The 19875-nt window shown below is 63.7% G+C and carries 22 protein-coding genes; 11 read left to right on the top strand and 11 right to left on the bottom strand.

All coding sequences use genetic code 11. The features are described 5' to 3' along the window. Window position 1 precedes the first annotated feature (1 nt). Window positions 2-580: a hypothetical protein gene (locus ACGYLD_RS02465; RefSeq protein WP_394400988.1), complete on the top strand. Its 579-nt coding sequence runs from the start codon at window positions 2-4 to the stop codon at window positions 578-580. Window positions 581-643: 63 nt separating this feature from the next. Here the strand turns inward: ACGYLD_RS02465 and ACGYLD_RS02460 are convergent, their stop codons facing one another. The 3 genes from ACGYLD_RS02460 to prfA form a co-directional block, all read right to left on the bottom strand. Further along, on the bottom strand, window positions 644-1237 hold the full coding sequence (locus tag ACGYLD_RS02460; RefSeq protein WP_067265950.1) for a DUF4167 domain-containing protein: 594 nt from the start codon (window positions 1235-1237) through the stop codon (window positions 644-646). Between the two features lie 208 nt (window positions 1238-1445). Further along, window positions 1446-2288, bottom strand: coding sequence for a peptide chain release factor N(5)-glutamine methyltransferase (prmC, locus tag ACGYLD_RS02455; protein ID WP_276154073.1), 843 nt, complete (start codon window positions 2286-2288; stop codon window positions 1446-1448). Beyond that, window positions 2285-3340 (bottom strand): peptide chain release factor 1, encoded by a 1056-nt coding sequence (gene prfA / locus ACGYLD_RS02450; RefSeq protein ID WP_271691374.1) that lies wholly within the window; start codon window positions 3338-3340, stop codon window positions 2285-2287. The genes prmC and prfA overlap by 4 nt, the downstream gene beginning before the upstream one ends. 60 nt (window positions 3341-3400) lie before the next feature. On the opposite strand from prfA, the gene ACGYLD_RS02445 reads away from it, so the two are divergent. Then, the gene (locus ACGYLD_RS02445; RefSeq protein WP_271687199.1) at window positions 3401-3700 is read left to right on the top strand and encodes a hypothetical protein; all 300 of its coding nucleotides are present in this window, start codon (window positions 3401-3403) and stop codon (window positions 3698-3700) included. On the opposite strand, the gene ACGYLD_RS02440 is transcribed toward ACGYLD_RS02445, so the two are convergent. From ACGYLD_RS02440 to ACGYLD_RS02430, 3 genes are all read right to left on the bottom strand, one after another. Next, window positions 3638-4063, bottom strand: a complete 426-nt coding sequence (locus tag ACGYLD_RS02440; protein ID WP_271691375.1) for a DUF1499 domain-containing protein — start codon at window positions 4061-4063, stop codon at window positions 3638-3640. The genes ACGYLD_RS02445 and ACGYLD_RS02440 overlap by 63 nt on opposite strands. A gap of 102 nt (window positions 4064-4165) precedes the next feature. After that, a complete protein-coding gene (speB, locus tag ACGYLD_RS02435) occupies window positions 4166-5131 on the bottom strand; it encodes an agmatinase (protein ID WP_271691376.1) in 966 nt (321 codons plus the stop codon). Continuing rightward, window positions 5131-6300 (bottom strand): M20 aminoacylase family protein, encoded by a 1170-nt coding sequence (locus tag ACGYLD_RS02430; protein ID WP_271691377.1) that lies wholly within the window; start codon window positions 6298-6300, stop codon window positions 5131-5133. Before ACGYLD_RS02430 ends, speB begins: the two co-directional genes overlap by 1 nt. A gap of 64 nt (window positions 6301-6364) precedes the next feature. Between ACGYLD_RS02430 and mazG the strand changes: the two genes are divergently transcribed. From mazG to ACGYLD_RS02410, 4 genes are all read left to right on the top strand, one after another. Then, window positions 6365-7189, top strand: a complete 825-nt coding sequence (gene mazG / locus ACGYLD_RS02425) for a nucleoside triphosphate pyrophosphohydrolase (protein WP_271691378.1) — start codon at window positions 6365-6367, stop codon at window positions 7187-7189. A gap of 77 nt (window positions 7190-7266) precedes the next feature. Further along, window positions 7267-8208, top strand: coding sequence for a nucleoside hydrolase (locus ACGYLD_RS02420; protein WP_271691379.1), 942 nt, complete (start codon window positions 7267-7269; stop codon window positions 8206-8208). After that, on the top strand, window positions 8205-8654 hold the full coding sequence (locus tag ACGYLD_RS02415) for an N-acetyltransferase (RefSeq protein ID WP_067265911.1): 450 nt from the start codon (window positions 8205-8207) through the stop codon (window positions 8652-8654). Before ACGYLD_RS02420 ends, ACGYLD_RS02415 begins: the two co-directional genes overlap by 4 nt. Continuing rightward, window positions 8654-10063 (top strand): YdiU family protein, encoded by a 1410-nt coding sequence (locus ACGYLD_RS02410; RefSeq protein WP_271691380.1) that lies wholly within the window; start codon window positions 8654-8656, stop codon window positions 10061-10063. The genes ACGYLD_RS02415 and ACGYLD_RS02410 overlap by 1 nt, the downstream gene beginning before the upstream one ends. A gap of 2 nt (window positions 10064-10065) precedes the next feature. On the opposite strand, the gene ACGYLD_RS02405 is transcribed toward ACGYLD_RS02410, so the two are convergent. Together ACGYLD_RS02405 and ACGYLD_RS02400 are read right to left on the bottom strand one after the other, a co-directional pair. Then, a complete protein-coding gene (locus ACGYLD_RS02405; protein ID WP_394400981.1) occupies window positions 10066-10953 on the bottom strand; it encodes a DMT family transporter in 888 nt (295 codons plus the stop codon). An 88-nt stretch (window positions 10954-11041) separates the two neighbouring features. Beyond that, window positions 11042-12352 (bottom strand): DEAD/DEAH box helicase, encoded by a 1311-nt coding sequence (locus ACGYLD_RS02400; RefSeq protein ID WP_394400978.1) that lies wholly within the window; start codon window positions 12350-12352, stop codon window positions 11042-11044. A gap of 348 nt (window positions 12353-12700) precedes the next feature. On the opposite strand from ACGYLD_RS02400, the gene ACGYLD_RS02395 reads away from it, so the two are divergent. Both ACGYLD_RS02395 and ACGYLD_RS02390 read left to right on the top strand, forming a co-directional pair. Continuing rightward, entirely contained in the window at window positions 12701-13120 is a 420-nt protein-coding gene (locus ACGYLD_RS02395) for a Fur family transcriptional regulator (protein WP_394400975.1), read from the top strand. Continuing rightward, a complete protein-coding gene (locus ACGYLD_RS02390) occupies window positions 13117-13815 on the top strand; it encodes an NYN domain-containing protein (RefSeq protein ID WP_209217720.1) in 699 nt (232 codons plus the stop codon). Before ACGYLD_RS02395 ends, ACGYLD_RS02390 begins: the two co-directional genes overlap by 4 nt. A gap of 7 nt (window positions 13816-13822) precedes the next feature. On the opposite strand, the gene ACGYLD_RS02385 is transcribed toward ACGYLD_RS02390, so the two are convergent. Then, window positions 13823-14884, bottom strand: coding sequence for an AbrB family transcriptional regulator (locus ACGYLD_RS02385; RefSeq protein ID WP_394400972.1), 1062 nt, complete (start codon window positions 14882-14884; stop codon window positions 13823-13825). 130 nt (window positions 14885-15014) lie between these two features. On the opposite strand from ACGYLD_RS02385, the gene ACGYLD_RS02380 reads away from it, so the two are divergent. The 3 genes from ACGYLD_RS02380 to ACGYLD_RS02370 are packed head-to-tail and all read left to right on the top strand — an operon-like array spanning window position 15015 to window position 17764. Further along, the gene (locus tag ACGYLD_RS02380; RefSeq protein ID WP_394400969.1) at window positions 15015-15917 is read left to right on the top strand and encodes a DMT family transporter; all 903 of its coding nucleotides are present in this window, start codon (window positions 15015-15017) and stop codon (window positions 15915-15917) included. 33 nt (window positions 15918-15950) lie between these two features. Next, window positions 15951-17228, top strand: a complete 1278-nt coding sequence (gene eno, locus ACGYLD_RS02375) for a phosphopyruvate hydratase (RefSeq protein WP_394400966.1) — start codon at window positions 15951-15953, stop codon at window positions 17226-17228. Further along, window positions 17228-17764 (top strand): GNAT family N-acetyltransferase, encoded by a 537-nt coding sequence (locus ACGYLD_RS02370; RefSeq protein ID WP_394400964.1) that lies wholly within the window; start codon window positions 17228-17230, stop codon window positions 17762-17764. The genes eno and ACGYLD_RS02370 overlap by 1 nt, the downstream gene beginning before the upstream one ends. Window positions 17765-17813: 49 nt before the next feature. Here the strand turns inward: ACGYLD_RS02370 and ACGYLD_RS02365 are convergent, their stop codons facing one another. Continuing rightward, complete coding sequence (locus tag ACGYLD_RS02365; RefSeq protein WP_394400961.1) at window positions 17814-18494, bottom strand: hypothetical protein; 681 nt, start codon at window positions 18492-18494, stop codon at window positions 17814-17816. A 233-nt stretch (window positions 18495-18727) separates the two neighbouring features. Continuing rightward, a complete protein-coding gene (locus tag ACGYLD_RS02360) occupies window positions 18728-19855 on the bottom strand; it encodes an anhydro-N-acetylmuramic acid kinase (protein ID WP_394400958.1) in 1128 nt (375 codons plus the stop codon). Window positions 19856-19875 lie beyond the last annotated feature (20 nt).

Raw genomic sequence — 19875 nt, 5'->3', positions numbered from 1 at the left:
CATGTTCTACCGACTATTGCTCGTCTTTGCCCTATTGCTGGGGCTTTCCGCCTGCGCCCTGCCGCGCAACGGCCCACCGCCTATGGGCACCGAGGCCGAGATCACGGAACTCGCCCGCGCTATCGAAAACCTCTCACCGCAGGTAAATCCCGAAGAAGCCGCCCGTGCCGCGCGGATCGCTTACCGGCATACCCATGAACTGGCGATCGCCTATCAGATCACCGACCCGCCGCTGATCCATAACGTGAAGGTCAACAACGGCAGCAAGCCGCGCGGCCTGTGTTGGCATTGGGCAGAGGATTTGGAGAAACGCCTGAAGGCCGAGGGTTTCGCAACCCTCGACCTGCACCGCGCCATCGCCAATGGCGACTCGCGGATCCTGCTGGACCATTCCACCGCCATCATCTCGGCCGCCGGTGCGCCGATGCAGGCGGGGCTTGTCCTTGACCCTTGGCGGCGCGGGGGTGAGCTGTTCTGGTCGCCGGTCACCAGCGACCCGCGGTATGACTGGGCGCCGCGCGAAGAGGTACTGCGGCGCAACGGGCGGATCAGATATGTGCAGGCGGGGATGGAAGGGTAAATCTGCCCCGCGCTGCCGACCCTCACCACTTATAAAAAAGCCCCGCAAATCGCGGGGCTTTTCTTATTCTGCGACCTTTGCGGTGTCGCTCTTGCTGTCGCCACCCTCTTGCGGCTGTGCCTCTGCCGCTTTCGGCTTGGGCTTGCGGCGCGGGGCGCGTTTCGGCTTGGGCTTGCTCTCGGGCGTGTCGACCAGCGTGCTCTCTTCGCTGTTCGGCTCGGCCTCGGCCTGCTGTTGCGCGGGCTCTTGCTGCTCGGGCTGTTTGTCGGCTTTCGGCTGCTCGCCCTGCGACTGGCCGCCCTGCTGCGCCTCACGTTCCTGACGCTCGGCCCGCTCGCGATCCCGCTCGGCCTGACGCTCACGGTTCTGGCGCTCTTGCTCCTCGCGGCGCTGGTCCACTTCGCGCTGTGCCTCGCTCAGCAGGCGCAGGTAGTGTTCGGCGTGCTGTTGAAAGTTCTCGGCGGCCACACGGTCATTGCTCAACTGGGCATCGCGGGCCAGTTGGTTGTATTTCTCGATAACCTGCTGCGGCGTGCCGCGCACCTTGCCCTCGGGGCCGGAGCTGTCGAAAACACGGTTGACGACATTGCCGCCGCCACCTTGCGACGAGCGTTTGCGGTTATTCTTCGACCGGGAGCGTGATCTGGGAGAATTCATGGAATGATGTCAGCCTTGTGTGCTGTGTGTCGTTCACCGGGGGTGCAAAGCACGTCTTGAACCCGGCCTAAGCGATATGTTGGGCATAGTGCCGCGCGGGACCGCCTGTGGCATCCACCGCTGCAACACCCTTGACTAACCATGCCAGAAAGGCTTGGGCAAGAAGAAACTGCCACTTAGCCCGCCAAATGGCGGTTTTTTCGCGATTTCACGCCGGTTTATCGGCTGAAACGACCCTTGGCCGCCCATCGAGATCATGCGCCAGCGTGACCCGGCCCCAGCCCGCCGCGGCAAAGATTTCCTGGACCGCTTCGCCCTGTTGCCAGCCGATTTCGACCATGACGCGGCCTTGAGCCGTGAGGTAGCCCTGCGCCTCGGCGGCGATGATGCGGTAGATGCTCAGCCCGTCTTGGCCGTCAGTCAGCGCCATTTCCGGCTCATGCTGGCGCAATTCCGGTGAGACATCGGCCATTTCCTCGGCGGCCAAATAAGGCGGGTTCGACAGGATCAGATCAAACCGCCCCTCAACGGCGCTGAACCAATCGGACTGCCGGATATCGGTGCGGTCGGCCACCCCGTGCTGCACCGCATTGGCGCTGGCCTGAAGGCAGGCGGCTTCCGAGAGGTCCACGGCCAGCCCCGTCGCCGCCGCCCGTTCGGCCAGCAGGGTGACGAGGATACAGCCCGAGCCGGTGCCGAGGTCCAGAATGCGGGTGAAATCCTCGCCGAGGGCAAGGTCGATCAGTGTCTCCGTCTCGGGCCGCGGGTCAAGCACATCGCGGCTGATCGCGAAATCGCGGCCATAAAAGGCCCGCCGGCCAATGAGTTGCGAGACAGGCACGCGCACGGCGCGCAGGGAGATGAGCTGGTCAAAGCGTTCGGCAACCTCGGGGGCGATTTCCTCGGGCGCGATGAGGGTCACGCGGGCGGCATCGACAGCGGCGGCATGGGCGAGCAACAGCCGCGCATCCCGCGCCGGATCGGGCACACCGGCGGCACGCAGCCGTCCGGCGGCGGCGGCCATGGCTTGGGCGGCGGTTTGGGGGCTCACCCCTCCATCTCCGCCAGCTGACGCGCTTGGGCATCGGCAGTGAGCGCGTCGACGATCTCATCCAGATCGCCCTGCATCACGGCTTCGAGCCGGTAGAGGGTCAGGTTTATCCGGTGGTCCGTCATACGCCCTTGAGGGAAATTATAGGTCCGGATCCGCTCGGACCGGTCACCGGAGCCCACCTGAGCCGCCCGGTCGGCAGAGCGCTCGCTGTCCATCCGGCTGCGCTCCATATCATAGAGCCGCGCCTTGAGCACCTGCATCGCCTTGTCGCGGTTGCGGTGCTGGGACTTCTCCGACGAGGTAACGACGATCCCGGTCGGAATATGGGTGATCCGCACGGCGGAATCGGTGGTGTTGACGTGCTGGCCACCGGCGCCCGAAGAGCGCATCGTGTCGATCCGCAGGTCATTTGCGTTAATCTCGATATCCACATCTTCGGCTTCGGGCAGGACCGCCACGGTCGCCGCCGAAGTATGGATACGCCCGCCGCTTTCGGTGGTGGGCACGCGCTGTACGCGGTGCACACCGCTTTCGAACTTGAGCCGGGCAAAGACATTCTGACCGGTGATATGGGCCACGACCTCTTTCACGCCGCCGAGTTCGGTCATCTGGCTTTCGATCAGGTCAACCCCCCAGCCCTGTGCCTCGGCATAGCGTTGGTACATGCGCAGAAGGTCACCGGCGAAAAGCGCCGCCTCATCGCCGCCCGTGCCAGGGCGGATCTCCAACATGGCGGGTTTCGCATCCGCCGCATCGCGCGGCAGAAGTGCGAGTTGCAACCCCTCCTCGACCTCCGGCAGACGGGCGCGCAGACGGGGCAACTCCTCCCGCGCAAGCTCGGCCATTTCGGGGTCTTTCAGCATCAACTCGGCTTCTTCGAGGTCGCGCTGGAGCTGCTGATAAAGGTCGATCTGATCGACCACGGGCTTGAGATCGCTGTATTCTTTTGCGAGCGCTGCAAAATCGGCCCCATCAGAGCCCGCAGACATGCTGGCCTCCAGAAACTGGAAGCGTTGCGAGATTTGCGCGAGGCGGTGCATCGGGATCATGGGGTTCCTGTCGCTTATGCAAATGCTTTGGTCAAGAGGCGGCTTGTGCTATCGTGGGGTATGACACGTCTTATGCCGCTCATCTGCCTTATGGGCCTGACGGCCCTGCACCCTGCCCTTGCGGATGTCAAAGCGCCGGGCGGCAAGACGATTGATTGCTATTGCACCAACAGCAGCGGCGCCCGTGTGGAACTGGGTGAGACCATTTGCCTGCAAGTGGATGGGCGCATGTTCATGGCGCAATGCCAGATGTCGCTCAACGTGCCGATGTGGCGCGAGGTGCAGCAGGGTTGCCTGTCATCGCGCCTCGATCTGATCAAGCCATCCGTTGACCCGCTTGGCGTTGACCCCCAGATCTGACCGGCCAAAACGCGAGCGGCCATAGACCTCGACATAGCGCGGGTTGTCACCGTAGACGCCGATGGTGGTGAAATCGGGATAGCCCATCAATTTGGTGCGGGTGACATAGGTGACCTGCCCCTCGGCGAGCGATCCGGCGACGACTTCGGTGCGCGGGGTTTGCAGGATCACCCGGTCAAGCTGGGCCAAGGTCTCGGCCCCGTCGCCCTCGACGGGCACGCGCCAGATATAGCTGTTGGTGCCTTGGGTCTTGCCCATCTTCTGCCCGTCTGCCTGCACATGCCAACGCGCGGTGTCGATGGGCGCAAGGCGGACATAGGCCACCAAGGCGACGAGGGCGATCACGATGATCCAGAACAGCATTTTAAGCACCTTTCAAAGCTCGGCGGTCAGGGGCGACGGAGGTCGCAGTAAGCAAGCCGGCCCGCCTTTCAGCGGACTGGCGCGTGATGTCGTGGCTCTCGCTCACGCGGTTCTCATGCGGTGACCCAGCAGCGACAGGATCTCGGTCGCGACATGGGCACCTGCAACCGCCGTGGCGCCTGTGGTGTCGAAGGGGGGCGAGACTTCGACGACATCACCGCCCATGATGTTGATCCCCGCCAGTTCGCGCAGCATGATCGACGCCTGCGCCGAGGTCAGCCCGCCCCACACCGGGGTGCCGGTGCCGGGGGCAAAGGCCGGATCAAGCGCGTCGATGTCAAAGGTCAGATAGCAGGGGCGATCGCCGAGGATCTCCTTGATCTTGGCAACGGTGGCCTGCGGCCCCTGCTCATGCACCTCACGCGCGTCGATGATATTGACGCCCATCGTGTCCTCATTGGTGGTGCGGATGCCGACTTGCACGCTGGTCGACGGGTCGACGATGCCGGACTTCACGGCCTTGTAGAACATCGTCCCGTGATCGATCCGGTCCATGTCGTCATCTTGCCAAGTATCCGTATGCGCATCGAACTGTAACAGGCTGATGGGCCCGTATTTTTCCGCATAGGCCTTGAGGATCGGGAATGAGATATAGTGATCCCCGCCCAGCACGACAGAAGCCGCACCGGCATCCAGAATGGTCTTGATATGGGCCGTCAGGGCGGCGGGAAACTGGCTGACATGACCATAGTCGAAGGCCAGATCGCCGTAATCCGCGATGGCGAATTCGCTGAGCACGTCGAAATCCCAGCCATAGGGCGCGTCGGGGGCCTGCAGCGCGCTGGCTTCGCGGATGGCGCGGGGGCCAAGGCGCGTGCCGGGGCGGTTGGTCACCGCTTGGTCGAAGGGCACGCCGGTCACCGCGATGTCGACGCCGGTCAGATCCTTAGTGTATTTCCGTCGCAGGAAGGAGGTCGCCCCGCCAAAGGTCAACTCATAGCTCGGCCCTTTGAGGTCCTCGCGGGTAAAGGCCATATCCATCTGTTTGGCCGCGTCTTCCAATGCCATTATTTGCCTCCTGCTGGCTGTGCCCGCTCAACGATACGGGCGAAAAAGGATGCGCCAAGCGGCGCGATCTCGTCGTTGAAGTCGTATTCCGGGTGGTGCAGCCCCGCGCCTTCCCCGGCCCCGAGGAAGAGATAGGCACCGGGGCGTTTTTCAAGCATGAAGCTGAAATCCTCCGCACCCATCTCGCGGCCATAATCGCCGTGCACTTGGTCCGCACCCACCACTTCGGTCGCTGCAGCGATGGCGGCCTCGGCTTTGGCCGGATCATTGACCGTGGCGGGATAGCCGACCTCATAGTCCAACTCGGCGGTGACGTCATAACTCGCCGCCTGCCCGTCCACGATCTGCTGCATCCGGCGCATCACCATGGCCTGCACCTCACGGTCAAAGGTGCGCACGGTGCCGTTGATATAGGCGGTTTCGGGGATGATGTTATCGGCGGTGCCCGTGTGGATCTGCGTGACCGAGACCACCAGATCCTGCGCCGCGACATGGTTGCGGCTGACGATGGTCTGGATCGCCGTAGCAATACCGCAGGCGGCCACGACGGGGTCGCGGCTTTCATGCGGCATGGCACCGTGGCCGCCCTTGCCTTTGATATGAATGTGGAACTCATCCACCGCCGCCATGATCGGCCCCGGCGTCGTGTAGAATGCGCCTTCGTCAAAGCCGGGCGCGTTGTGGATCCCGTAAACCTGCGCGATCTCGAACCGCTCCATGATGCCCTCTTCGACCATCACACCCGCGCCGCCGCCCGCCTCTTCGGCGGGTTGAAAGATCAGGGCCACCCGGCCCGCGAAATTGCGGGTCTCCGCCAGATATCGCGCCGCGCCCAGAAGCATGGTGGTGTGCCCGTCATGGCCGCAGGCGTGCATCTTGCCTTTCCGCGTGCTGGCATAGTCCTTGCCCGTTGTCTCTTGGATCGGCAGCGCATCCATATCGGCGCGCAGGCCAATGGTCGGGCCCTCGCCCTGCCCCTCGATAATCGCCACGATACCGGTCGTCGCGATGCCCTCGTGCAGCTCATCCACACCAAACGCGCGCAGCCGCTCGGCCACGAAAGCCGCCGTCTCATGGCAGTCGAACGCCAATTCGGGAATCCCGTGCAAATGGCGCCGCCATGCTGTCATATCCTCCGCAAAGGCATTGATGCGGTTCACCACGGGCATGGGCTGGACTCCTTGGGTTTGGTTTGGTCAGGGTGCATCTGACACCAGACATACGGGGCCTGCAATGCCGGACAACACAAAAGCCGATCTCATTCACGATTCAGATGCCGGGATCGAACGGTTGCTCGAAATCATGCGCCGCCTGCGCGACCCTGAGACGGGCTGCCCCTGGGATATCGAGCAAGATTTCGACAGCATCGCCCCCTATACCATCGAAGAAGCTTACGAAGTCGCCGATGCCATCGCCCGGCGCGATTGGGGCGAACTTGAAGGCGAATTGGGCGATCTGCTGCTGCAATCGGTCTATCACACGGCGATGGGTGAAGAAGCGGGGCATTTCACCTTTCAATCCGTGGTGCGCAACATCAGCGATAAGATGGTGGCGCGGCATCCGCATGTCTTTGGCGACGAATCCCGCGACAAGAGCGCCGAACAGCAGACCGCCGATTGGGAAAAGATCAAAGCCGCCGAACGCGCGGGCAAAGCACAGGGGGGCACCTTGGACGGGGTGGCGATCGGCCTGCCAGCGCTGTTGCGGGCGATGAAGCTTCAGAAACGCGCGGCGCGTGTGGGGTTCGACTGGCCCGAGACGACGCAGGTGCTCGACAAGATCACCGAAGAGGCTGCCGAATTGGTCGAGGCGAAGGACCAGCTGAGCCAAGCGGAGGTCGAGGAGGAATATGGCGATCTGCTCTTCGTCATGGCCAATCTGGGCCGCCATCTGGGGCTGGACCCGGAGGCTGCTTTGCGCGCCGCCAATGCCAAATTCACCCGCCGGTTCGAAGGGGTCGAGGCCCGGCTTGCCGCCATGGGCAAAACCCCGCAAGACAGTGATCTGGCCGAGATGGACGCGCTGTGGGATGCGGTGAAACTGGCGGAACGCGGCTAATCCCCCGGGCAGCGGCTGGACAAAGACCGGCCCCTCCGGCAAGGCTCTGCCCCAAGCAATTTGACGAAAGTAAGCCCATGACCCCGCGCAAAATCATCATCGACACCGACCCCGGCCAAGACGACGCCGTCGCGATCCTCCTCGCGCTAGCAAGCCCCGAAGAGATCGACGTTCTCGGCATCACCTGTGTGGCGGGCAATGTGCCGCTGGATCTGACCTCGAAGAACGCGCGGATCGTTTGCGAGTTGGCGGGGCGCAGTGATGTGAAGGTTTTCGCCGGTTGCGACCGCCCGCTGGGGCGTGAACTGGTGACGGCGGAACATGTGCATGGCAAGACCGGCCTCGACGGCCCTGACCTGCCCGACCCGCAGATGCCACTGGCCGAAGGGCATGGGGTGGATTTTATCATCGAACAGGTCCGCGCCCATTCCGCAGGCAGCGTGACCCTCTGCCCCTTGGGGCCGCTGACCAATATCGCGACCGCCCTGCAAAAAGCGCCCGACATCGCCGAAAAGGTGCAAGAGATCGTGCTGATGGGCGGTGGCTATTTCGAAGGGGGCAACATCACGCCCACGGCGGAATTCAACATTTACGTCGACCCCCATGCCGCTGATATCGTTTTCAAATCTGGCATTCCGATCGTCGTGATGCCGCTCGATGTGACCCATAAGGCGCTGGTCACCAAACCGCGCAACGATGCCTTCCGCGCGCTTGGCACCAAGGTCGGCGTCGCCGTGGCCGAGATGACCGATTTTTTCGAGCGGTTCGACAAAGAGAAATACGGCTCCGATGGCGCGCCCCTGCATGACCCTTGCGTCACCGCCTATTTGATCAACCCCGATCTTTTCCAAGGCCGTCATATCAATGTCGAGATCGAGACCCAGTCGGAACTGACCATGGGCATGACCGTCGCCGACTGGTGGCGCGTGACCGACCGGGCGCCCAACGCGCTCTTCGTAGGCGATCTTGATGCCGACGGGTTCTTTGCCCTGCTCACCGAAAGGCTGGCCCGCCTATGAGCGCACATCTCACCCTCGGCGCGCCTGAGCATCTCGACAAGCTTGTCGCTCTTGTTGCGGCATTTCACGCCGAAGCGGGGATCGAGATGAGCGATGAACAGCGCCGCCGCGGGCTGGCCCCGCTGCTGGATGGTATCCCCCATGGCGCCGCCTATCTGATCGGCCCGCCCCGCGCGCCCATCGGCTATGTGGTGATCTGTTTCGGCTGGTCGGTTGAATTCGGCGGGTTGGACGCCATCATTGATGAAATCTACGTACGCCCCGGCGTGCGGGGCCGCGGCATCGCCTCGGAGGCGCTGATCGCGCTGCCCCGGGCGCTGGCGGCGGGCGGGCTGCGGGCCGTCCATCTTGAGGTGGATCGCAACAATGCCGCGGCGATGAAACTCTATACCCGTGCGGGCTTTCGCCCGCGCGAGGATTACATGCTTATGTCCCGGACCCTGTGATGCGTATTCCTTTCGATAACAGCTATGCCGCCCTGCCAGAGGGGTTCTTTACCCGGCTGGCTCCCACGCCTGTCAAAGCGCCCCAGCTTTTGGCATGGAACGCCGAATTGGCGGCGGAACTGGGTATCGAAGGGGCTGAGCCCGCGCAAATCACGCAGGTCTTCGCCGGAAACGAACTGCCCGCTGGGGCCGATCCCCTGGCGCAGCTTTACGCCGGGCATCAGTTTGGCAACTTCAACCCGCAGCTTGGCGATGGCCGGGCGATCCTGCTGGGGGAAGCCGTCGATCAGAGCGGCCAGCGCCGCGACATCCAGCTGAAAGGCTCTGGCCCCACGCCCTATTCGCGGATGGGCGATGGCCGCGCATGGGTCGGGCCGGTGCTGCGCGAATATCTGGTGAGCGAGGCGATGCATGCCCTGGGCGTGCCCACCACCCGCGCCTTGGTCGCCGTCGCCACCGGAGAGCCGATCCTGCGCGAAAGCGGCCCCCTGCCCGGCGCCATCGTGACCCGCGTCGCCGCCAGCCACCTGCGCGTCGGCACCTTTCAGATCTTCGCCCATCGCGGGGAGACTGACGCGCTCAAAACCCTCACCGACTATGCCATCGCGCGCCATTACCCCGAGGCCGATGGCCCGCTTGACCTTTTGCGCGGGGTCTGTGCTGCGCAGGCGGAATTGGTGGCGCAATGGATGGCCTTAGGCTTTATCCACGGCGTGATGAACACCGACAATTGCAGCATCTCGGGCGAAACGATCGACTATGGCCCCTGCGCCTTCATGGATGCCTTCCATCAGGGTCGTGTCTTTAGCTCCATCGACCGGCAGGGGCGCTATGCCTATGGGAACCAGCCGCAGATCGTGGTCTGGAACATGGCGCAGCTGGCGACCTCGCTCTTGCAGCAGATGGAGGACAAGGAGAGCGCCGTCGAAGAGGCCACCGAGATCGTCCACGACATGCCCGACTTGATCGAAGCCGCATGGCTGCGCCGTTTCGCGGCGAAGATCGGCATCTCGACGCCACGGGCCGAAGATGTTGACTTGATCAACGAATTGCTGGGGCTGATGCAACAGGATGGTGCGGACTTCACCAATGCCTTCCGCGCGCTTCCCACAGATCAAGCCCGCGACCAGTTCACCGACCGCGACGCTTTTGACACATGGGCCGAAGGCTGGCGCGCGCGGATCGAAGGGGAGCCCGATCCGCAAGCGGTGATGAATGCGGCGAACCCCGCCGTGATCCCCCGCAACCACCGGATTGAAGAGATGATCGAGGCCGCCGTCGCGGGTGACATGGCCCCTTTCGAGCGGTTAATGAAAGCCCTAGCCACCCCCTTTGTCGAGACGGACCCAGAGCTTCAGCGCCCGCCGACCGAGGACGAGATCGTCCCTGCCACATTCTGCGGCACCTGAGCCTAGTGGCCGCGGGGTTTACGGTTAATCAGGTAAATCCCCGCCGCCACCAGCAGCAATGCGGCCCAAATGCTCAGCCCCACCTTTTCCGAGAGGATCAGCCAGCCCAGAAGCACGGCAAAGACCGGCGACAGGAAGCTAAACGAGGCGACGGAGGCTGCGGGATAGATCGTCAGCAGCCAGAACCACGCCAAAAAGCCGAAGCTCGCCACCGCGATGATCTGATAGGCAAGCCCCGCCAGATGCACCGGGGCCACCTCGCGCAGCAAGGGGCCAAAAAGCGGCGCAAGCAGCAGAAGGATCGGGGCAGAGATCACCAGTTGCATCATCAGTTGCTGCGCGGGCGGCACTTTGGCCAGCGGCGTGACACGAACGCAAAGCGCGATGCCCGCCCAGCAGAGTGCTGCGAAAAGCGCCAGAAGATCGCCCAGCCAATGCGCCCCTGCGGTTCCACCATCGCTTAGCGCCAGCACCACGCCGCCCATGGCCAGCCCCATGCCGATGAGCCGCGCCCCGCTCAGCCGCTCTCCCGGCAGCCAAAGATGCGCGGCGATGCCAAGCCAGACCGGCATGGAATAAAGCAGGATCGAGGCGCGGCTGACCGTGGTCAGATCGAGCGCGAGGAACAGACAGACAAACTCTAGCGTAAAGAAAAGCCCCGCCGCCACACCGCCCCATAGCGCAGCGCGCGGGATCGACAGGCTGACGCCCCGCAACCGCATCCAGATCAGCAGCAAAAACACCGCCCCGAGAGAGCGCAGCCCGGCCAGAAAGATCGGGTTGAAGCCGCCAGTACTGACCTTGATGACGACTTGGTTAAAACCGAGGTTCAGCGCGAAGAGCACCAGCGCCACGGCGCCGAATGTGTCGATATGTGATTTGCGTTCCATCCCGCCAGAAGCGCTGCCCGGATCGGATAAGTCAATGGCGCGCCGCGGTTTTCCGGGCGCGCCATTCTTTTAGGTCGTAAGTGTTGGCTCAGGCCGCCTGCTGGCCGCCCGGCTTGCCGCCGCCGCCACGCCTGCGACGCCGCCCGCCGCTTGGCTTGCCCGCGCCTTCACCACCGCCGCCGCCGCCACCGGGACGACCGCCACCACCACCGGGGCGACCACCGCGTCTGCGGCCCCGGCCTTTGGGTTTCGCTGGCTCATCGATCACTTCCCAAGGACGGCCCGAGGCCACGGGGATCGAAATACCCATCGTCTTTTGGATCGCCTTCAGTTCGCCCATCTCATCGGGGGCGCAGAAGGCCACGGCGGCCCCGTCCTTGCCCGCCCGCGCGGTCCGGCCGATGCGGTGGACATAGTTGTCCGGCACATTCGGCAGGTCGAAGTTATAGACGTGCTTCACATCCGGAATGTCCAAACCCCGCGCCGCCACATCTGTGGCCACCAGCACGGTAATGTCGCCATTCTTGAACCCCGCAATCGCGCGGTCCCGCTGACCTTGGCTTTTGTTGCCATGGATCGAAGCGGCGTCAAACCCGGCTTTCACCAGCGTCTTCATCAGCTTTTCCGAGCCGTGTTTCGTGCGGCCAAAGACCAGCGCGCGTTCGCCCTTGTGTTTGGCCAGCAGTTCTTTCAGCAGCTCGGTCTTCTCGGCCTTGGCGATGAAATGCACCTCTTGCGTCACCTTATCCGCCGCCTTGCCCGGAGGCGAGACTTCGATGCGGATCGGGCTGTTGAGATAGCTGTTGGCGATCTCGTTCATCAGCTTGGGCATGGTCGCCGAGAAGAGCATCGTCTGGCGCTCTTTCGGGATCATGTTCGAGATTTTGCGCAGGTCATGGATGAAGCCCATGTCGAGCATCTGGTCGGCCTCATCCAGCACGAGGAAGGTCGTCGTGTCGAGCTTGACTGCGCGGCGGTCGAGCAGGTCCAGCAGACGGCCCGGCGTGGCGATCAACAGATCGACACCACGCTCCAGACGCTTGATCTGCGTGTTGATCGACTGACCACCCACAACCATCGCCACTTTGATCGGCGTGCCTTCGGCATAGCCGCGCAGGTTCACGGCGATCTGCTGCGCCAGCTCACGCGTAGGCGCAAGCACCAGCCCGCGCACGGAACGCGCTGCGGGGCGGCCCTCGATCTCCATCATCTGGGCCAGCAGCGGCACGCCAAAGGCGGCGGTCTTGCCGGTGCCGGTCTGGGCAAGGCCCATCACGTCGCGCCCGTTCAGCGCATGGGGGATCGCCTGTTTCTGGATCGGGGTCGGCTCGTTCAGCCCCATCTCTTTCAATCGGGCCACCAGTTTGGCAGGCAGGCCCATCATGTCAAAATCGCTCATTCGTTCACTTTCCGGCCCGCGAAAACGCGCGCCATGTTCTTTCGCCGCGCCACTCAACAGGCGCCACGGGGTCGCGCAAGCCAGATCGCGGGCGCAGGCCACATGCCTCACACCCGTCTGTCGCGCTTGGCCCCACGCGTGATTTTGGGAACATCGGCGGGCCTTGTCGTCAGCGTCCCAGAGGCCCCTCATGGGGCTTGGCGCTGATACTGCTCACGCGGCAGAAGGCTTCGCTTGATCCCCACATGGGCGGTGCGGGCGCAAAAGTCAACCGGCGCGGTCAATTCCGGTGGCGTCCGGCGGTGCTAAAATGCTAGGACCGTAGTCCGACGGACGAAGGGCGAGACGATGCGCAACCCGATCATCAAACGCTGCGAGGCGATGGGCCTGCGCATGACAGGTCAACGCCGGGTCATCGCTCAGGTGATTCACGACAGCGAAGACCACCCCGATGCCGAAGAGATCCTGACCCGTGCCAGCGATATCGACAGCGGTATCTCCATCGCCACGGTCTACCGCACGGTGAAACTTTTCGAAGAGGCAGGCATTCTCGACAAGCTGGAGTTCGGCGATGGCCGGGCGCGCTATGAAGACGCGCAGCGGGCGCATCACGATCATCTGATCGACGTGAACTCAGGCGAGGTCATCGAGTTCGTCGATGCGGAAATCGAAGAGCTTCAGGAACGCATCGCGCGCAAACTGGGTTACAAATTACAAGGCCACCGAATGGAACTCTACGGTGTGCCGATCAAGAAGGATGACCCATGACAGAACGTGACCGCCCTTTGCTGGCCGTGTTGATCGACGCCGATAACGTGCCCGCAAAACATGCCGCAGCCATCATGCGGGAGGTCACGACGATTGGGGAGCCCGCCCTGCGACGGGTCTATGGCGATTGGTCGAACGACCACCTCAAGGGCTGGAAAGCGCCGATCCGCGAGTTGGGTTTGGTGGCGCATCAGGAAACCGCGAACACCAAGGGCAAGAACGCCAGCGACATCGGGCTGGTCATTCAGGCGATGGACATCCTGCACAGCCGCCGCTTCGATATAATCGTGATCGTTTCCTCCGACAGCGATTTCACCGCGCTGGTGAACCGCCTGCGCGAAGATGGGGTGACCGTTATCGGCATTGGCGAGAAGAAGACCCACGATTCGCTGCGCAATGTCTACAACCGCTTCATCCTGATCGAAAACCTCGACGAGGTAGAGCCCGACACCCCCTCGCGGGCCAAGGCCAAGGTGGGCGATGCCCTGCCCCTGTTCAAAGCCGCGATGGACAAGATCGACACCGAAGACGATTGGTATAACCTCGGCCAGATCGGCCAAACCATTCAGGCGGCGCATCCCGATTTCGACAGCCGTACCTATGGTCATGGCAAGCTGAGCGCCTTGGCCGCCGACCTCAAAGCCTTGGAAACACGCAAAGACGGCAACCGCTTGATGGTCCGCCTAAAAAGCTAACGCCGGATCACTCGGGGGCGCGCTGCTCTTGCCGCGCCACACGGGCGAGCATGGCGGGCAACAGCAGGCTCAGCACCACGAGGCGCATGATGTGGCAGGCGGCCACGAAGCCCGGCACCACCGCCAGCACGGCGCCGAGGGCGATCATCGTCTCCAGACCGCCGGGTGCGAAGGCCACCAGCACATGCCCCAGCGGCATGCCGAGCGCCCAGGCCACCGGCACCGCGCCAAGGCCCGCCAGCCCCACCGCCACGCCGGTAATCGCCAGCCCCGCGCCAAGCCCGCTTGCCAGACGCGCAGGCGTGATGCCGGAAAACCGCGTACCGATGAGGCTGCCCAGCACGAGATAGGCGACAAGGGTCAGCCAGCCCGGCAGAACCCCAGTCTCTAGCCCAGTCAGATGCGCGATGGCCGAGACCACCATCGCCCCCATCAAGAGCGGCGCGGGCACGGAAAGACGGGCAAAGATGATCCCCACGAGGACGGAGACGCCGATCATCACGAGGATCGACAGCAGGCTCATCCCCGCGCCCGCGGGGGAGATATTGCCGGTCATGTCGACGCCCATCAGCAAAGCGGCGAAAGGCACGACGATGGTCAGCGCCAAAAGCCGGACCGACTGCGTGATCGAAATGCGCGGCACGTCCGACCCGCTGTCGCTGGCAATCGCCATCACGAAACTCAGATGCCCGGGGGCCGAGGCCAGAAGCGCGGAGCGGGCGTCAAAGCCAAAATACCGCGCCAGCATCCAACGGCACAGCGCCATGATCCCCCAAATCACCCCGGTCATAAAGACAAAGGCCAGTGGCCAGCGCAGCATGGCGTTCACCGCATCTTGGTTGAACCCTGCCCCCACGGCGATGCCCAGCACGACGAAACAGGCATCCCGCAGCCGCGGATCGACCGCCGTGCGCACCCCCATCAGGCCTAAGACACTCACCGCGATCACCGGGCCAAGCAACATATAGACCGGCGCATTCAGCCACCAGAACAGCAGCGCACCAAAGGCCCCGGCCGCAAGGGTCAGCACTGTGTCGCGCGGGGCGAGCGAGGGGATCGGCCATCTCATGCGATAGGGCTAGCACTCCGGTAGAGCCTGCGCCAGTGCCACACGCATGACGCGCATCGCGCGCCCTTGCCCTTTCGTCGCAAAAGGTTCATGGGCGACGGGCAATACCACGGGATGAAGGGGCGTGATCATGGACAATCTGCGCGGCGCGATGTTGATGGTGCTGGCCATGGCCGGTTTCGCGTTCGAGGACATGTTCGTCAAACTGACGAGCGATGCGCTCCCCGTCGGTCAAATCATCGCGCTTTTGGGCGCAGGCGGCGGGGCGATCTTTGCCGTGATCCTGCGCATTCAGGGAAAGCGCCTGTTCTCTGCCGATATGCTGACGCAGCCAATCCTGCTGCGTGCCGTGGGCGAAGTGCTGGGCACGCTTTGTTTCGTCACCGCCATCGTGCTGACGCCGCTCTCTTCGGCCTCGGCTATTTTGCAGGCGACCCCCTTGGCCGTCACCCTCGGGGCGGCGCTGTTTCTAGGCGAGCCGGTCGGTTGGCGGCGCTGGAGCGCGATCATCGTGGGCTTCCTTGGCGTGCTCTTGATCGTGCGCCCGGGGCTGGAGGGCTTCAACGCGCTGTCGCTCTTTGCCGTGGCCGGTGTCATCGGCCTCGCTTTGCGCGACTTGGCGACACGCAAAGTTCCCAAAAGCATCAGCTCCATGCAGCTTAGCTTTCTGGCCTTTATCGTCTTGGTCCCCGCAGGGCTGATCCTGATGCTGGCCGCAGGCACGCCCGCCGCCATGCCCGGCGGGGCCGAGGTGCTCTATCTCGCCGGAGCGATGGTGATCGGGGTGCTGGCCTATTACGCCATCGTCGCCGCCATGCGTGTGGGCGAGGTGAGCTTTGTCACCCCCTTTCGCTATACACGCATGCTCTTTGCGCTGGTGGCGGGGATCGTGGTTTTCGACGAATCCCCCGACAGCCTGACGCTGGTTGGGGCCGGGATCATCATCGCCTCGGGGGTCTATACCCTGCTGCGCGAACGCAAAATCACCCCCCGGCCCCGCCGTGGTCTTTCCAAGCCGGGCCTGCCGGGGTAAACCGCCACAAACCCGAACATGAGGACAAAGCCCATGAGCACGATCATCGACATCCACGCCCGCGAAATCCTCGACAGCCGGGGCAACCCGACGGTCGAAGTCGACGTTATCCTCGAAGACGGCACCATGGGCCGCGCCGCTGTCCCCTCCGGTGCCTCGACCGGCGCCTATGAGGCGAACGAGCGGCGCGATGGCGACAAGTCGCGCTATCTGGGCAAAGGCGTGCTCGAAGCCTGCGCCGCGGTTAATGGCGAGATTGCCGAGGCGCTTGTAGGGGTCGAGGCGACGGAACAGGTCGAGATCGACGAGATGATGATCGAACTCGACGGGACCGAGAACAAATCCCGCCTCGGCGCCAACGCGATCTTGGGCGTGTCGATGGCCGCGGCCAAGGCGGCGGCGGACTATTGCGCGCAGCCGCTCTACCGCTACATCGGCGGCACCACCGCACGCGTGCTGCCGGTGCCAATGATGAACATCATCAACGGCGGCGAACATGCCGACAACCCGATCGACATTCAGGAATTCATGATCATGCCGGTCGCCGCGGAAAACATCCGCGAAGCCGTGCGCATGGGGGCCGAGGTGTTCCACACGCTGAAGAAAGAGCTTTCCGCCGCGGGCCTGTCGACCGGGATCGGCGACGAAGGCGGCTTTGCCCCCAACATCAACTCCTCGCGCGATGCGCTTGATTTCATTCTGAAGTCTATCGAAAAAGCGGGCTACAAGCCAGGGGAAGACATGTATCTCGCCCTCGATTGCGCGGCGACGGAATACTATAAAGACGGCAAATATGTCCTCTCCGGCGAAGGCAAAACCCTGTCCAGCGCAGAGAACGCCGACTACCTCGCGGCGCTCGTGAACGACTACCCGATCATCTCCATCGAAGACGGCATGGCCGAAGACGATTGGGACGGTTGGAAGGCGCTGACCGACCTTTTGGGCGGCAAGGTCCAACTGGTGGGCGATGACCTTTTCGTCACCAACCCTGCGCGTCTGAGCGATGGCATCCGGCGCGGCGCGGCGAACTCCATGCTGGTCAAGGTCAACCAGATCGGCACCCTGACTGAGACCCTCAAAGCCGTGGATATCGCGCATCGCGCGGGCTACACCAATGTCATGTCGCACCGCTCGGGCGAGACCGAAGACGCCACGATTGCCGACCTTGCAGTCGCCACCAACTGCGGCCAGATCAAAACCGGCTCGCTGGCGCGTTCCGACAGACTGGCGAAGTACAACCAGTTGATCCGTATCGAAGAAATGCTGGGCGAGACCGCTCAATACGCGGGCCGCTCGATCCTGCGCGGCTGATGTCGGCCCTCACCATCCGCCCTGTCACCACCGCTGCGGACCTCGCGACGGTGGTGGACCTCTGCTGGGCCTATCGTGACTTTCTCTACCACTTCGGCCCAACCGAACAACGGATCGTCGAGACTTTTTACCCCCAAGACAAATACAGCGCCCTGATGGCGCGCTTGCCTGAGGAACACGCCCGCCCACGCGGCATCATCCTATTGGCCGAGCGGGATGGCATCCCCCTAGGCTGCGGCATGTCCCATGCGCTGACCGAGACGGAGAGCGAGATCAAACGCGTCTTCGTCACCGATGCGGCCCGTGGCACGGGGGCGGGTCGGGCGATCTGTCAGCGCCTTGTCGATCAAGCGCGGGAGGACGGGTTCGAGAAGGTCTATCTTGATACCTCCGTGGGCTTCGCCCCTGCCCGCGCGCTCTATCGTTCGCTTGGGTTTGTTGAGCGGGGGCCCTATCAACCGATGCCGGATTTCACGCGGGATGCGATCTGTTTCTTTGAGATGCCGCTAAGGGATGTGGCCGCGCAGGCCGAATAACGCAAACGGGGCGGCCAGATTGCCGCCCCGTTTTTCATTGCTGCGCGGTTTACCCGGCGAAAAGCTGTAGGAACTTCTGCTTCGAATACCCCAGCTTCAGCGCCCCACGGTCCGACAGGCGCGGCGCGATGCGCATGCGGATGATATCCCGGTCGGTATCAAGGGCTGCGTTGAGGCGCAGCACCGCGTCGACCTTGCCGTTTGGCCCCGGGGCAACCTCTTCGATCATGCCCACCAAGACACTGTCTTTGCTCCAGACCGGCGCGCCGATGAGGGTCGCGATGTTGATCGGCCTTGGGGTGGTCGCACTGTTGTCGGCGCCGGTAGTCGCCCGGCCTGCGGTCGCCGTGGGGGGGCTATCGGGGTCATCCGTCCCGCTGTGGCCGCTGCCCCCGCCGACCGAGACGCCAGCCCCGGCCCCCAGACCGTCACCGCCGCCCACCGAAGCGCCGACGCCTGCGTTCACACCGTCGCCCCCACCGACCGAAGCACCAACTCCGGCCCCGATGCCATCACTGCCACCGACCGAAGCGCCAACTCCGGCCCCGATGCCGTCACTGCCGCCAACCGAAGCGCCGACACCGACATCCGCGCCGCCATGGGCGCCATGGCCCCCGACGCTGACCCCAACCCCGAGGCCGATTTCGGCCTGCGCTGCGGGTGCGAGCATGAGCGTCACTGCCGTAACGGCGAGGCTGTTTTTGAAAGCACCTGTGTGAAAGATAGTCATAGCGAATCTCCTTCTCTAAGCCGGTCGAATGCCTTCGACCCTTGGCCCCCACAGGGAACCTACGCGAGAAGTCGCGATCGCGTTTCGCGAAAATTGCGTAACGGGGGTATTTTTCGCAACTTTGTTAACAAGTGGGCGTGCCAGCCGATATGGCGGCATACTGACTGCACGTTGGGGCCTTAAAATCCTTCTCTGGCACCTTTCCGTCAAAGTTAGGCAACGCCCCGCTCACCTCACTCCCGGCTGACGGTGCCCCCGCCAACGGCGGCGCGGACGCCTGTCGTGCCGGGGCACGAGGTGGGCAGCCCGCGCGCCACGCGTACTGCCAGATAGGCAAAGGCCTGCGCCTCAAGCATGTCGCCATCGAGGCCGATCTCTTCCACCGGGGCGACGGGGCAATCGAGGCTGACATCCAACATTCGCATCAGCACCGGATTATGCCGCCCGCCGCCCGTCACATAGACGCGTTCGGGCGGGGCTGGGCAATGCTGCATCGCCTCGGCCACGCCAGCCGCGCACATGGCAGTGAGGGTCGCGCAGGCATCGGCATCGGAGAGCTCACCCACAAGGGCCACCATCTCGGCAAAATCGTTCCGGTCGAGGGATTTGGGCGGCATGCGTGCGAAATAAGGCTCGGCCAGAAACAGCTCCAAGGCGCCCTGCTCGACCCTGCCCCGCGCGGCCAGCTTGCCGCCTTCGTCGTAGTCTTGGCCAAGGCGGGCCTGCATCAAATCGTTGATCGGCGCATTGGCGGGGCCGGTGTCAAAGGCCAGCAGCGCGCCCTCTTCTTCGGGGCGGGCGACGCGCGGGTCGACCCAAGTGAGGTTGCCGACGCCGCCAAGGTTCAAGAAAGCCACCGGCCCGGTTCGCCCGGCATAACGCGCGCAGGCATGGTGAAAGAACGGCGCCAGCGGTGCGCCTTCGCCGCCCAGCTCCACATCGGCGCTGCGGAAATCCCAGACCACGGGCAGGCCAATCTCACGCGCCAGCAGCGCGCCGTTGCCGACTTGCAGCGTGCCCTGCATGCGCGGGGCATGGGCCAGCGTTTGGCCGTGAAAACCAATGAGGTCGACTTCAGGCGCATCTTTTAGCAGATCGGCCAAGAGCGCCAGATGCGCGGCCTCCACCGCCTTGGCGGCCTCCTCAACCTCGGCCCCGTGCCACTTGCCGAACCCCGCGGCGATCACGCGCCGCTCTTCGGCGGAATAGCTGCGATAGGCGCTGCGGCCAAAGCTGGCGATGTCATGCCCATCGGTACGCAAAACAGCGGCGTCCACCCCATCCAAAGAGGTGCCCGACATCATTCCCAAAGCCGTCACCACTTCGGTTCCGGCATCTTGCCTGTGCTTGGCCGTATTCATGGCCTTTTCCTTTGCCGCTC

Origin of the sequence: Sulfitobacter sp. 1A12056, from assembly GCF_043558125.1 — a bacterium.
Classification (GTDB): domain Bacteria; phylum Pseudomonadota; class Alphaproteobacteria; order Rhodobacterales; family Rhodobacteraceae; genus Sulfitobacter; species Sulfitobacter faviae.
Note: the sequence above shows the minus strand (reverse complement) of the source record. Positions and strands in the feature narration are given on the sequence as shown.

Bases quoted from the DNA above. Each gene is read 5' to 3' on its own strand.
- ACGYLD_RS02405 (WP_394400981.1), bottom strand. From the start codon at position 10,953: ATGGAACGCAAATCACATATCGACACATTCGGCGCCGTGGCGCTGGTG.
- eno (WP_394400966.1), top strand. From the start codon at position 15,951: ATGAGCACGATCATCGACATCCACGCCCGCGAAATCCTCGACAGCCGG.
- ACGYLD_RS02400 (WP_394400978.1), bottom strand. From the start codon at position 12,352: ATGAGCGATTTTGACATGATGGGCCTGCCTGCCAAACTGGTGGCCCGA.
- ACGYLD_RS02420 (WP_271691379.1), top strand. From the start codon at position 7,267: ATGACCCCGCGCAAAATCATCATCGACACCGACCCCGGCCAAGACGAC.
- ACGYLD_RS02440 (WP_271691375.1), bottom strand. From the start codon at position 4,063: ATGCTGTTCTGGATCATCGTGATCGCCCTCGTCGCCTTGGTGGCCTAT.
- ACGYLD_RS02385 (WP_394400972.1), bottom strand. From the start codon at position 14,884: ATGAGATGGCCGATCCCCTCGCTCGCCCCGCGCGACACAGTGCTGACC.
- prfA (WP_271691374.1), bottom strand. From the start codon at position 3,340: ATGATCCCGATGCACCGCCTCGCGCAAATCTCGCAACGCTTCCAGTTT.
- ACGYLD_RS02365 (WP_394400961.1), bottom strand. From the start codon at position 18,494: ATGACTATCTTTCACACAGGTGCTTTCAAAAACAGCCTCGCCGTTACG.
- ACGYLD_RS02430 (WP_271691377.1), bottom strand. From the start codon at position 6,300: ATGCCCGTGGTGAACCGCATCAATGCCTTTGCGGAGGATATGACAGCA.
- ACGYLD_RS02380 (WP_394400969.1), top strand. From the start codon at position 15,015: ATGGACAATCTGCGCGGCGCGATGTTGATGGTGCTGGCCATGGCCGGT.
- ACGYLD_RS02370 (WP_394400964.1), top strand. From the start codon at position 17,228: ATGTCGGCCCTCACCATCCGCCCTGTCACCACCGCTGCGGACCTCGCG.
- ACGYLD_RS02445 (WP_271687199.1), top strand. From the start codon at position 3,401: ATGACACGTCTTATGCCGCTCATCTGCCTTATGGGCCTGACGGCCCTG.
- speB (WP_271691376.1), bottom strand. From the start codon at position 5,131: ATGGCATTGGAAGACGCGGCCAAACAGATGGATATGGCCTTTACCCGC.
- ACGYLD_RS02460 (WP_067265950.1), bottom strand. From the start codon at position 1,237: ATGAATTCTCCCAGATCACGCTCCCGGTCGAAGAATAACCGCAAACGC.
- ACGYLD_RS02465 (WP_394400988.1), top strand. From the start codon at position 2: ATGTTCTACCGACTATTGCTCGTCTTTGCCCTATTGCTGGGGCTTTCC.
- mazG (WP_271691378.1), top strand. From the start codon at position 6,365: ATGCCGGACAACACAAAAGCCGATCTCATTCACGATTCAGATGCCGGG.
- ACGYLD_RS02395 (WP_394400975.1), top strand. From the start codon at position 12,701: ATGCGCAACCCGATCATCAAACGCTGCGAGGCGATGGGCCTGCGCATG.
- ACGYLD_RS02360 (WP_394400958.1), bottom strand. From the start codon at position 19,855: ATGAATACGGCCAAGCACAGGCAAGATGCCGGAACCGAAGTGGTGACG.
- ACGYLD_RS02410 (WP_271691380.1), top strand. From the start codon at position 8,654: ATGCGTATTCCTTTCGATAACAGCTATGCCGCCCTGCCAGAGGGGTTC.
- ACGYLD_RS02415 (WP_067265911.1), top strand. From the start codon at position 8,205: ATGAGCGCACATCTCACCCTCGGCGCGCCTGAGCATCTCGACAAGCTT.
- ACGYLD_RS02390 (WP_209217720.1), top strand. From the start codon at position 13,117: ATGACAGAACGTGACCGCCCTTTGCTGGCCGTGTTGATCGACGCCGAT.